The organism is Moorena sp. SIO3B2 (genome assembly GCF_010692525.1).
GTDB lineage: Bacteria > Cyanobacteriota > Cyanobacteriia > Cyanobacteriales > Coleofasciculaceae > Moorena > Moorena producens.
Genome location: NZ_JAAHHE010000172.1, coordinates 1 through 13,257, shown reverse-complemented (window position 1 = coordinate 13,257; position 13,257 = coordinate 1). Strand labels below are relative to the sequence as shown.

The window sequence follows — 13,257 nt, the reverse complement described above, 5'->3', positions numbered from 1 at the left end:
TGCTAGGGAATACCTACACACAAGTGGGGTTAAATCGACTGGCAAAGGAGCGTTACCTCAAAGGTTTAGAACTGGCTAAAGCAGCATCAGATTTAAACAGTCAAGCGGAAATACAAAAGAGTTTAGTGATTATCACCCTAATTCTTGATAGTAAAGAAGAAGCGTTACAGTGGTTAGAGCAAGCCCAGGTCAGTTATCGGGCTTTAGGGGATGAATCAGAAGTGCGTGAATTAGAACAGAATAAAAGTGAAATTTTAGAGGCGGCTCTGGATTTGAGGTAGGGGGTATCGGTATGGTTTCAACTAAATCAAAAAGGCCAACAATTTGGGCAACAGCTCTAGTTAGTTTGATCTCAGTAGGGGTAATTATGCCTTTGCCCACAGTGGGACAAACTACGACGAAACAAGATAGTAGCAACCAACAACTTATCAATCAAATCCCTTACAGGTTAAAATCCTCGGGATTTATCCCTTTGGCTTTTAATTGCTCTAGCAATGCCTTCATGCGAATTCGTTCAAGCTCTAAAGCTTGCTGTGCTTGCTCTGCTCGTTTTGATGCCTGTTGTTTTTCGAGCCTTTCAAGCTCTAAAGCTTCCTGTGTTTGTTCTAAAGCTTCTTCGGCTTGCTCTGCCCGTTGACGTTGTTGTTCTCTCTGCTCACTAATTTCCAAATAGCTAGCAAAAGGCTCACCATTGGGATAATAGAGCACCAATTGAGATGCTACTAACTCAAAGGTAATTCCTAAACGGGGACTAACCCAACCAAGCATCTGAGGGATTGGTTCTAGTTTTTCGGCTGAACGCAACCAGCCTTTTAGTTTGGCTCTATTTGGATCATAGAGATAGTACTCTTCTACTCCATGGGTCCGGTAAAACTTGAGTTTATCGTCTTCTAATTCTTTGATGGTGTTGGTTAATGATGCAATTTCAAAGGTGACTTGGGGATTAAGGTTATCTTCAACCCAGGTTTTATAAGAACGCCGATGCCCTTTGGGTCTACCGATAACTACCATCACATCCGGGGCTTGATTGATTTTGGGTTGTCCTTGTATTGGATACCACAACAAATCCCCAGCAACGAATACATTGGGGTCATCTTTGAAGTGGACTTCCAGGCCATACTTAATGGTGGTAATTAGTTCAAATTGAAGGGTATTGTCGGCCATTGGTTTGCCGTCACTTTCGGGATAGAAGATGTCATCGGTTGTGGGAGTAATTTGCTGAACCATAGGAAAAATTGTTTGGGTTGTAGGGAGTAGGGAGGATCCCCCCTAGCCCCCCTTAATAAGGGGGGAACCTTAATAAGGGGGGAATGGAGTAGGGAAGAGGGAAAAAATTATTTGTATCTCACTCGTGATCAGAATTGCTAGAGATTATAGGTTAAAATCCTCGGGATTTATCCCTTTGGCTTTTAATTGTTCCAGTAATGCTTTCATACGAGTTCGTTCAAGCTCTAAAGCTTGCTGTGCTTGCTCTGCTCGTTGTGATGCCTGTTGTTTTTCCAGCCTTTCAAGCTCTAAAGCTTGCTCCGTTTGCTCTAAAGCTTCCTGCGCTTGCTCTGCCCGTTGGCGTTCTTGTTCTTTTGCCAGCCTTTCGAGCTCTGCCTGTTGTTGAGCCATATCTCTTTGCTCACTAATTTCCAAATAGCTAGCAAAAGGCTCACCATTGGGATAATAGAGTACCAATTGAGATGCTACTAACTCAAAGGTAATTCCTAAACGGGGACTCACCCAACCTCGCATCTGAGGGATGGGTTCTAGTTTTTTTCCTGAACGCAACCAGCCTTTCAGTTTTGTCCGATCTGGGTCATAGAGATAGTACTCTTCTACCCCATGGGTCTGATAAAACTTGAGTTTCTTTTCTTCTAATTCTTTGATGGTATTGGTTTCGGAGGCAATCTCAAAGGTGACTTGGGGATTAAGGTTATCTTCAACCCAAGTTTTATAAGAACGCCGATGCCCTTTCGGTCTACCGATAACTACCATTACATCGGGGGCTTGGTTGATTTTGGGTTGTCCTTGTATTGGATACCACAACAAATCCCCAGCAACGAATACATTGGGTTCATCTTTGAAGTGGACTTCCAGGCCATACTTAATGGTGGTAATTAGTTCAAATTGAAGGGTATTGTCGGCCATGGGTTTCCCGTCACTTTCGGGATAGAAGATATCATCGGTGGTGGGAGTAATTTGCTGAATCATAGGAAAAATTTTCACCAAATACTGGAAGCCTATTCTATCTTATCACACCCTATAAAAAACTACCATTTTAACAGATTTTTTGTAAAGCAAACGTGTTATTATTTAATTGGTGCTTGATCTTAGATTCAACAACTAAGGGATGTGTGATGTTTAATTATAGCAATCTCCCCAAGATTTTCTCTTCAATCTCTTGGAAACTATCTTTGGTACCGGTCTCTTCTGTTCTCTTGCTCCTTGGTGCTTGTCAGAATAGTCAAACGATCAACCAAACAGTCAACCGAGGTTTAGAAATTCGCTTTCTGGCAGGGAGTGACTTAAAAGATTTTTGCGATCGCGCTGCGACCAAACTCAATAACTCCCAGCCTAAACTAGAGGATGGTACTCCCTTTTATCTAACCTGCGATACTAAAGGAAGTGGGGATGTGGTCGATGAAGTTCTTAATCTTACGCAACAATTGCAATCCGGTGCGATCGCTCCTGAAGATTCCCAATTTCCTACTTTAATTTCTGTGGATGGGGAAATTTACCAGAGTCAGCTGATCTTCCAGATTAATAAAATTTTTCCAGGACAGAACTATATCCCAGATTTAACTGAATCACCTCTGCTTGCTTACAGTCCGATGGTTTTTATGACCCAAGCTGATTTAGCCGGAGGTTTAGCAGCAGTGGACGATCTCTATGTTTCGTTGGTAGAAGCGAAAAATCACCAGGATCTAGACCCCAAGGCGGCTCCTTTACCAATAACCTACGTTCACACCGCCCCAACCCGTTCTAATTCTGGCTTGCAAACCCTAGTGGCTCAATTTGCTTCGGTTTCCGGTAAGCGTCCTCAAGAACTCACCATAGCCGATGTTAAAAAATACCAAGATCGGGTTCAGAAAATCCAAAACAAAATCACCCGTTACGGCAAATCCACCGGATCTTTAGCGAAATCGATGGTAAAAAACGGTCCGTTTTGGGCTTCTGTGGGCTCTGTCTATGAATCTTTAGTGATTTCTGCCAACAGCCAAGGTAATAATACGGTTAACTATCAAGCGGTTTATCCTTCCGCTACCTTCAGTTCCAACATCCGCGCCATCCTCCCCAATGCCCCATGGGTGAGTGAAAAAGAGAAAGCAGCAGGGGAAAAAGTTATTGAATTCCTACGGCAACCAGAAACCCAAAAAATTGCGGTAGACTTGGGCTTACGTCCGGGGATTCCAGGGGTGCCCCTTGGCAGTAAGTTTTCCCCTCAATTTGGGGTACAAGCTAATCCTCAATACGATTCCTACCGTCCTCCTAAACCGGAAGTGGTAGAAGCGATGTTGCAAAGTTGGCAAAGCTACGCCAAAAAACCTTCCCAAGTTGCTTTAGTCGTAGATGTTTCCGGTTCTATGAGAGGTGAGAAACTCTCGGGTGTGCAGAATACGTTACTGAACTACGTGCAGAATCTCGGTTCAAGGGAAAAGATAGCAATTATTCCTTTCAGTAATGAGATTAAGCAGCCATTTATGGTGGAAGGAACACCCCAAGGAAAAGCTGAGGGGATAAAATTTATCGGTAGTCTGAAAGCTGGGGGAGGAACTCGATTATATGATAGTGCTATTTTTGCTCGGAACTGGTTAAAACAAAATTTTAAAACAGACGCGATTAATGCGGTGTTGATTTTGACCGATGGTCAGGATTCTGGCTCAGAAATTACTCTCGATAACCTCTCAAAACAATTACAAAGCAGTAACTTTGAAGCGGAGGAAAGTATTGCTTTTTTTACCGTCGGTTACGGCAAACAAGGAGAATTTAGTCCTAAAGTCCTGCAAACAATTGCTGAACTAAATGGGGGCTATTATCGTCAGGGCAATCCCGAAACAATTTCTAATTTAATCGCAGATTTACAAGTTGAGTTTTAAGTACAGCAGTTTTCAATTGGGTGAGGTACAGATTCTTGGGTTTTAGGGAACAGGGAACAGGGAACAGGGAACAGGGAAAAAAATTTAGATGTACCTCATTAAAATAGTTAACCATATATAGTTAAAGTAAATTATCAGTCGCTGATTACCGATTACTAAACCCATGTTAACCTTTGCAAATCCTCTTCATTATCCCCTAGCGGTCTTAGCAGGAGGTGTAGTCCTGGCGATCGCAGTACGAGTTGCTCGACTTCCGAGCCCCATTGCTATTCCCCTAGCAGGAGTGGTCACGGTGGCTAGTGCCACTGTTCTTAAGCAAAAGGAAAGTCAACCACGCCCGACCCTACAAAACCCTGCTTTGGAAAGGGAATTACAACAGGTACGACAACAGGCTCAACTGATTGCTCAAAAAGCAGAAAGCCTGCGCTCAGAATCGGAAAAACTTGCCCTTGCTACCACCGAAATGGAGCTACTTTCTACTATTCAATTCGCATGCGATCGCGCTTTGGAATTACCCAGCAAAATTGACCAATTCTCCCAACGTCTCCATGGTACAGACTCCCTGCTTTCAGTAACCGATTTACAGCAGCAGTTGCAAGAGGTAGAAGCGAAAAAAACTAATAGTTCTGGAGTCGCCAGGCAACAATTACAGCAATTAGCGACTAGCTTAAAGCACAATATTACCCTTGCCCGACAAGGGGAAGATGCCAGACAAGCCCAGGTGATTGCTCTAGCTACTTTGATTACTGATACTGCGGGAGTTCTACAACAGTTGCAGAATCGCCTGCGCACAAGCAATTTAGAAGATACCCAAGCCGTGGAAGAATTGCGCTCCCTCAGTACGGAATTGGCAGGTTTTCAAGACAATATGGCTCTTTTCCTATCTTAACTTGATAGTAAGCTATCAGCTATCAGCTATCAGCTATTAGCTATTAGCTATTAGCTATCAGCTATCAGCTATCAGCTATCAGCTATCAGCTATCAGCTATCAGCTATAGCGGTTTTCAATACCCAATTGCAAACTGCTTTAAATAACTTAAGTTTAATACCAACTGATCTATTCCCTGTTCCCTGTTCTCTGTTCCCTATTCCCTCTTCCCTCTTCTCTGTTCCCTATTCCCTGTTCCCTAAAAAACCAGAAATATGTACTCAATAAAGTCGCAAATCGTTATAAATCATGGATAATAAAACCACTAAAACAATTACCTCCCTGGGGATTATCGCTGTTTCCCTAGGCATTGCCTACGCTCCTTTACCAGGGGGAAATCAAACCCTTTATGTGGTAAGTGGAACAGAATTGCAAGAACCCCTCGCTGTTCTCGAACAACGTTTTGAAGAAACCCATTCTAATATTAACATCGAATTTAAATTCCAAGGCTCCCAGGAATTAGTCAATCGCTATCTCGATGAAAAGAATGATTTTAAACCCACAATTTTAATTCCCGCTAATGGGGTTTTGTTGAATGAGTTAAGCGTCCGCTGGCAAGCCCAAAACACTAGTGAAGCCTTTTATGATAACCCCCAACCCATTGCCAAAACCCTCTTAGTAGGTATTGCTTGGCCAGAACGGGGACAAGTTCTATTTCCCGATGGTCGTTTTCAATGGTTAAGACTGGAAAATGCCATGAAAAAGCGCAATTGGCAGGAGATTGGAGGCAATCCTAACTGGGGGAGTTTTGACTTTGTGACTACCGATCCTAATCGTTCCAATAGCGGACAACTGACCTTAAGTCTTTGGACACAGAGTAATTCTGGGGGCGCAACCTTATCCCCAACTAATTTTAATAGCTCGGAAACTCAATCTCTGTTCAGTTTAGTCAAGCGGTCTGTCTATCAACCGCCACGGTCAACAGACACTCTATTGCAAGAGTTTATTGCCCGTGGTCCCAATGAGGCAGATGTTGCTACTGTATATGAAAGCATTGCCCTCTACCGTTGGGAACAGGTAGCACAGACTCAAAGCAAGCCCTATCAGATTTATTATTTTAATCCCACCATTGAAACGGTTTCCACCGCAGCCATTGTCCGCAGAGATGTGAACTCGCAACAGGTAAAAGCAGCACGGAAATTCCTCCAATTCCTAACTGCTCCAGAACAACAAAAAACCTTTGTGCAATACGGTTTTCGTCCTGTGATTGGGGGTATTGATTTGCAATCTGTCTCCGGGAGTCCTTGGACAAAAGGTATTCCCGGTGCAAAAACTGACCCTAATTTAAAAACCTTAGCACCACCAAATTCTGAGGTGATTGGGGAAATTCAACGGATGTGGAATCGGGTGCAGTAGGGAGTCGGGAGTCGGGAGTCGGGAGTCGGGAGTCGGGAGTCGGGAGTCGGGAGTCGCGAAACTCCCTTATTAAGGTGCTGCATCGCTATTCCCTATTCCCTGTTCCCTATTCCCTATTCCCTGTTCCCTGTTCCCTGCTCCCTGCTCCCTTTGCTTTATATCGATTAATCTTTCTTAACAAAAAAGGTACCCGCAAGGGTACTGTTAAAGCTGTATCAGGTCCAATAGTATAGAAAGACGCACCAGTACAGAGTTGGTATAAATGCTCTGAATAAGTAGAGGGAAATATGGCTAAACAATTACCAAGCTATGAACGAATTTTTGGCGAAATTGATTTCAAAAAAGGCGATGAAGCCCGTTCAGTCTATTCTCCTGCTGCTTATTTAGCTGATTTATTACAACTGTTGGATGATGAGTTTAAGGAACACGGGTTTGACCAGCGTCGCAGTGATATCAAGGAAATACTGCTGGATGCTAAAAATACCTTTGAGATGCTACCTTACCTGGATCGAGTCAATGAGATCCTAGCCTCTAAAATCAAGAACAATGGAAATGGTGAGGCTTTTGAACAGATCCGTAAAGCGATTTATCCCTTTAACCTGCCCCAAGATATTGACTACGCCACAGTCAAGGTCTATCTGCAGCATCTCGGTGTAAAAGCTGAAGAACTTTATAGATTACTTGATGAGATGCCACAGCAAGAGCTGTTGGCAAAAGCCTATTTAGGGATCTTAGAACAAGAGTGGGCGACTCTGATCGAAACCGCCCGAACAGGCAATGCGATCGCACAGTGTTACGGTGTTGCTACACTCTCTGACCTTATAGATATAGCCAATGGTGAGATAGTAGTAGATAAGTTTCTTACAGCTACCGGCATCAGTGAACTAGAACTTCGAGAACTTTTATTTCAAAATCTTAATCAAAATAGTGAAAAACTTCAGGACGCTAATTTATTAAAATTTTTCTGTAATGGCCCTCAAATAGGGGCTGCTGTTCTAACTGATGATGAAAAACGCATTACGTGGCAAAGTCAAGGCTCTACATCACAGGCTCAAGGGCTTGAATTCTGGTTAGACCGTGCCAACCGCTTCATCCGTCTCGCTAAGAAAACCGGGTTCACGTTTACCGAACTGGATATTATCCTACGTACCTGCTGTAACAATCAGTTAAACCCAGAAGCCCTTACCCGTATCGCAGTTGTTCACTGGCTAAAGGCTAAGCTGGAACTGGAAGTCGATGAGATTTGTGCCTTTTTTGCTCAGATGAATATCCTCGGGCAAGGTAATGAGGAGATGCCCATTGACCTGTTTAACCGCGTTTACAATAACCCCTGTGCCATCGCCGATAAACAGTATATCTGGAATCACGCCAATATTCCTCAACAATTTTCTGAGCTAGGACTTTCTAAGATTGAATTCAAACTAGATATTCTCGACTCATCCAATGACGGTTATCGAAAAAGGGTTGCCCACTCTTTGGATTTACCAACCAAGCAACTGACCTACTTAATTAAAAAGTTTCGTAGCCACTGGGATAAGGATGAGCTTTGGAACACTGGGAATGAAGAAAGGTCAATGCTTACCACTTTCTACCGTGTGAGTAAGCTAGCCAATATCTGTGAGATTTCCCTGGAAGAGCTATTTATTATTTTCGATATCTTAGAACAAGACCCCGCTGTTCGTCAATTTAAAAATTGCAACGTTTTAATAGACTTTAAGATAGATCAGCGGGATTGTTATAAAATCATCTCCAACGATAATGTTCAAGACTCCATGTGGTTGATTCAAGTCGTTTATGGATTGACCCAATGGATGCAAAAGAACGACTTTTCTGCCCATGAATTGTTAAAAATAACCAGTGGTGCTTATGTCGATAAAATCGACTTGAAGAAAATTGATGACACCATGCCGGTTAAGAAAGTCAAAACCCAAAAGGAGATTGACAAACAAGAAAAACTGGCGTTATTCAATAGTTGGCATCAAGGGTTTAAACCCTTACATTTTAAAGAGTCATTACTAAAAGAAGCTGGGCTGGACAGCCGGACATCACGGCTGGTTTACGAAACCTTAAGCGATTGCAAATATCATCTGACTAAGAAAGAGCCTAGGCTGATTGACTTTGATGCTAATCTTGTCAAAAAAGCAGCCTACGACGCTGTTAATCAAATTGACACCATTACACAGAAAGATTTCTTAGGCTTGGGGATTGGGGAAAAAATAGCCGATAAAATCTATGACAATTTGATTCATAAAGGTCACTTGAATACTCAAGGCAGGCTGATTGAAGACCAACTCACTACCGATGTGAGTAAATTCCACATTGATACAGAGTTTACCCCGATTCGGTCTGAGCTGTTCAATCAAATTAGCAAGCTCCATCAAGACCATGATGATGTTTCTATTTATCCTTCCGATCTCAAACCCTTGGGCTTACAAGAATTTGAATCTAGAGAGCTCTACCATAATCTAATTTTTAACGGTTATATCGATGATCAAGGTGCCCTAGTTGAAAAGTCATTCTTCGAGGATTCTGATAATGAAGATAATTTTGAAGTTAATGCCAATATCGGTACCCAGTCAAAAGATGTATTCGAGATTCTGTCTAAGCGTAGTCAGGAGATAAAACTACACAAGATTGCGGTTAACAAAGGTATCTTTTCTGAGTTACCACTAACCGAGCTCGAAGTGGATGATTTGATTGAAAATCTCAAGTTTAACGACTATATCGATGAAGACGGGCATTTTGTCGATAACCTGAAACTAACTCAGCTCCCACTCAAAGATTTTTCCCTGGCGTTGCAATTCTATCCCCATAGAACAGCGATATTATCAGCCTTAAAGCAACATCTTGAAAAAAATCTGTCTAGTTATCTTCAGTTTAGCCGAGAGGATTTTATTAAGGTTGCCGAAAAGATTGTGGCCAGATGGTCTTTCCAGGCGGTAAACTACCACTTTCTAGAAGGGGGTAAAATAGCCGAAAAACATAAAGCATTTTTCAGAGAAGAAGAAAATTTCCAAAACTTCGATATTTGGTGGTCATTCGAGCCCACTGATAACCGGGTTGTGTTTAATACTTTGCGCAATATCGTACTGCTATCAGACAAGCTACAGTTAGTGGATCATCCACTAGATCAGCTGGGCTTCAGTAGCAGCGAAAAAGAGGAATTATTTGACCTTCTGATCAGTTTAGAGCACATCACCGATGACCGGAAAATCCCAGAGGATAAGCTGGACTATTTCTTAAATATCGACAATGCCCTGGCCATATCCCTAGAAGCATTTGAAGATTACAATAAAGATGTATTCTTCTTATTGCATGCCATTGCTAAAGAGCAATCGGCGATGGTTAATAAGGTAGTTAGCCTGGTTAAAACCCTAGCTGAAAAACAAGAAACCTTTATCTATAAACAGTTAAAGCAGACGTTTAACCTTAATGTGGATAGTATGCGAGTGATCTCTGCTGAGATGTTCAAAGGCAGTGATCATATTGCATCTGAATGGTTGTTACCCTTATTAAAGGCTGAAGATCTTCTCGGCAATATTACCAAACTGCCCAAAGAACAACGGTTCAACACTGCCTATCGCCGAACTCAACAGTTTGCCTTGCTGGCCAATAAACTCAAACTGACTAAAGAAGATATTGAGCTGGTCTTTCATGATCAGAGTTTAGTGGAGAAGTTTCCTGAAAAGCTGGCACTTCCCCAAAAACCTGAACCCAATACAACTACACCCAATACAACTACACCCATTACAACATTTGATGCCCTCCTGGAGAGCACCGATGGCAAGATCTACTTGTTCGCAGGTGACCGATATTGGATTTATGATGGCATAACCTATGAATTAGAAGAAGAAGAAGGAAAGGAACTTAAAGAACTTTCAGTTCACTTTGCCGGTAAAACCATTGATGCGGCTTTTGTGGATAATGACGGTCGAAACGTGATTATCGCTAACGGAAAATACTATCAGCAATCCAAAGATAATAAAGTTTGGGAACTAAAAGAACGAGAATGGGGTAAGCTCCATAATAACTTCCAGAACCTTGATAAAATCGATGCCGCTTATACTGATAGTAGCGGATACACCTATCTCTTTTCAGGTGACGAATATGTCCGCCAATCCAAGGGAAGCGACTATATCGATGAAGGCTATCCTAAAAATATTGCCCAACACTGGAAAAATGAACCAGGCAACGAACAACTACCAAAACCATTTCAAGAATCCATAGATGCTGCCTTTGTCGGACATGATGGTAAGACCTACTTATTTAAAAACGATCAATTTGTTAGCTCAGAGGACCTGACTAAAGCCCAGAGTATTCTCGCTAAGTGGGGGCGGACGCAAAATAATCTCAAAACTACCGGCAAAGTGGATGCGGCATATATCCACGGTAGTCAGATCATGATCTTCTGCGGCGATCAGATATTTAGCTTTAACGATTGCCTGGAAAATGATGGCGTGATGCCCACTGAAGGGTTCCCTAAACTCATTAAAGAACACTTTAACAATCTTCCTGCTGAGTTCTATCAGGATATAGATGCGGCTTTTAAAGATAACAATCAAGTACTTTACCTATTTAAAGACAAAAAATATATAACTATTGATTCAAGCAATAGTCAGATTACCCCCCATGAAATTAAAGAGCATTGGGGTAAAACCTTAAACCCCCTGACCGATGGTTCCGTAGATGCCGCCTTTGTTGGTCTTGATGGCAAAACCTATCTCTTCAGCGGCAATCAGTATTTCCGTTATTCCAGTGATGACTATTCCGAAGTCGATGCAGGGTATCCGAGAACGATCGCATCTGACTGGGGGGGATTAGAACAAGTTAATGCAGCCTTTGTCTTGGATGGAAAGACTTATTTATTCGATAAGTCTACTTCAAAACCGAAGTATGTTCGCTATTCAACTAATGACTACAAAGAAGCAGATGAAGGGTATCGGGAGCCAAAACTTGTCAATGATAACTGGTGGAATCTGCCTCAGCATTTAATTAATGCTGGTTTTGCAGCAGTTGATGCGGTTTTCACAGATTATAATGGCAGCCACTATCTATTTTCTGGCAACCAATTTATCCACTCTGATGCTATGCACCGTTGGTGGTCAGAGCCGCAAACTATTTCCGAAAAATGGGACGACATCCCCTTTACTAAAATACATGCAGCCTTTACCGGAAAAGATGGAAAAACCTATTTCTTTTCTGGCAATGAGTATGTTCGTTTTTCAGACAAAGAGTTTTGTCATTTGGACAACGGCTATCCCAGAACAACTAACAAATTCTGGGGCAACATCAAAAATAATATTTTAGAAACCGGCAAGATTGATGCGGCGGTGCGACTGCATTCTGAATGGGAGGAGGAAGTTAAAGGTCAAACTGAGACTCAGAAGCAAAGCGCAATTCATACTTATCTATTTTCCGGTTCACAATTCTTCCGATACACAGATGACAATTACGAGAATGTTGAATCTGGTTATCCGAAGTCAATCAAAGATGCTTTAGCCGATGAGCCTCGCTTTAAACAGCTAAAGGAAGATAAAGAGAGTCTCGCCTTAGTCGAAAAATTGACTGCCGCGTTTGCTGATCAGCGTAATGTTTATCTTTTTGCTGATCAACAGCTTCGCGTCATTTCCAATAGCAGATCAAAAACCTACAAAGACTACACTAATGCAACCTATGTAATTCAATGTGCCTTTATTCAAGACGGCTCGGTTTACATTGAGAGCCAAAACAGAGGTTGGGAGCATAGTACTAGCTTAGAAGGCGTAAAGTGGGACCGACTTAACAAACAGCCTGAATGGTTCACTAAACTCCCTAATGATTTCAAATCGGGTATAGACGCTGTACTCAAAGGCACAGATGGTAATACCTATCTATTCAAAGGTAATCGGGTTTACAACCGATTGCTAGATGAAACCAGGGAGATAAAAGAAGAATGGGGGCGCGTAGCCAACCGCATCTATGAATCTGGACAGGTTGATGCTGGACTCGTGGGCCGGGATGGAAAAACTTATCTGTTTTCACAGGATCAGTTTTTTACCTATGAAAATAATAAACCCATGGATAACCCAGCGTCGGAACTACCGGAAATGATCAAAGATCATTGGGGTGGGTTAACTCGTGTCGCTCATGCTTATGTTCTCGATGGTAAGACCTATCTACTAGAACCCCCTAATGAAGATGGCGAGTTCCGATATGTTTGTTACTCATCCAACGACTACACAGAACCCGATACCGAAAACCCCATACAAGCCGACCAGAGTTTTTGGAATATTCCCCAGGACTATCAAGAAGCGGGTTTTGACCAGGTTGATGCGTTATATGTAGATGGTGACAATCTGATCTTGATCCATGATGGTGAATTCCTGGAATACAATCCCGAAAATGATTATTGGTCTTATCCTAAGTCTCTAGATAAGTTGTGGAAGGGGATTGATTGTGATAATCACGTCATTGAGGAGTTAACCACTGTCTTCGTTGATCAAAGCGGTGCTATTCATTGTTTCAACCCTGAGTGTTTCTTAACTATTACCCCTGGTTCAACTAATCCAGAGCCTAAGATCCACAGAACACGAGATCATTGGGGGCTGGTTAAGAATGTTTTAACCGAAAAAGTAGATGCTGCGGTTGTTGATACTAAAGGGATAACGTATCTATTCTCAGGTGACCAATACGTCCGTTATTCCAGCGATGACTATCGACAGATTGATCAAGATTATCCCAAATCTATCGCTATCAACTTACGGAAAGAAGCCAGCTTTAAACATCTACCGGATGAATTTGAAGAGAAGATAGCCCAACAGCAAGCCAAGCTAGCAGCAGTGGTGATCAATCAACGGAATGTGTATCTCGTGATCGATACCACCTTGTTTGTTGCCTCCATGGAACTGG

6 protein-coding genes and 1 pseudogene are annotated in these 13,257 nt (G+C 42.2%); 5 read left to right on the top strand and 2 right to left on the bottom strand.

The features are described from left to right. Positions 1-281: pseudogene (locus F6K38_RS25860) on the top strand (tetratricopeptide repeat protein); the annotation flags it as partial. Between the two features lie 160 nt (positions 282-441). Here the strand turns inward: F6K38_RS25860 and F6K38_RS25855 are convergent. Continuing rightward, positions 442-1,227 (bottom strand): Uma2 family endonuclease, encoded by a 786-nt coding sequence (locus tag F6K38_RS25855; protein WP_008189717.1) that lies wholly within the window; start codon positions 1,225-1,227, stop codon positions 442-444. 144 nt (positions 1,228-1,371) lie between these two features. After that, complete coding sequence (locus F6K38_RS25850; protein WP_008189719.1) at positions 1,372-2,199, bottom strand: Uma2 family endonuclease; 828 nt, start codon at positions 2,197-2,199, stop codon at positions 1,372-1,374. A gap of 146 nt (positions 2,200-2,345) precedes the next feature. Here F6K38_RS25850 and F6K38_RS25845 point away from each other — a divergent pair, with 146 nt between their 5' ends. The 4 genes from F6K38_RS25845 to F6K38_RS25830 form a co-directional block, all read left to right on the top strand. Then, positions 2,346-4,085 (top strand): extracellular solute-binding protein, encoded by a 1,740-nt coding sequence (locus F6K38_RS25845; protein ID WP_287357929.1) that lies wholly within the window; start codon positions 2,346-2,348, stop codon positions 4,083-4,085. 163 nt (positions 4,086-4,248) lie between these two features. Further along, positions 4,249-4,974: a hypothetical protein gene (locus tag F6K38_RS25840; protein ID WP_287252881.1), complete on the top strand. Its 726-nt coding sequence runs from the start codon at positions 4,249-4,251 to the stop codon at positions 4,972-4,974. 288 nt (positions 4,975-5,262) lie between these two features. Further along, on the top strand, positions 5,263-6,369 hold the full coding sequence (locus F6K38_RS25835; protein WP_008189723.1) for a substrate-binding domain-containing protein: 1,107 nt from the start codon (positions 5,263-5,265) through the stop codon (positions 6,367-6,369). A 287-nt stretch (positions 6,370-6,656) separates the two neighbouring features. Beyond that, on the top strand, positions 6,657-13,257 hold a 6,601-nt coding region (locus F6K38_RS25830), incomplete at its 3' end, for a hemopexin repeat-containing protein (protein ID WP_287357928.1).

Excerpts from the sequence above, each read along its gene's own strand:
- F6K38_RS25845 (WP_287357929.1), top strand. The coding sequence starts at position 2,346 with ATGTTTAATTATAGCAATCTCCCCAAGATTTTCTCTTCAATCTCTTGG.
- F6K38_RS25840 (WP_287252881.1), top strand. The coding sequence starts at position 4,249 with ATGTTAACCTTTGCAAATCCTCTTCATTATCCCCTAGCGGTCTTAGCA.
- F6K38_RS25835 (WP_008189723.1), top strand. The coding sequence starts at position 5,263 with ATGGATAATAAAACCACTAAAACAATTACCTCCCTGGGGATTATCGCT.
- F6K38_RS25850 (WP_008189719.1), bottom strand. The coding sequence starts at position 2,199 with ATGATTCAGCAAATTACTCCCACCACCGATGATATCTTCTATCCCGAA.
- F6K38_RS25855 (WP_008189717.1), bottom strand. The coding sequence starts at position 1,227 with ATGGTTCAGCAAATTACTCCCACAACCGATGACATCTTCTATCCCGAA.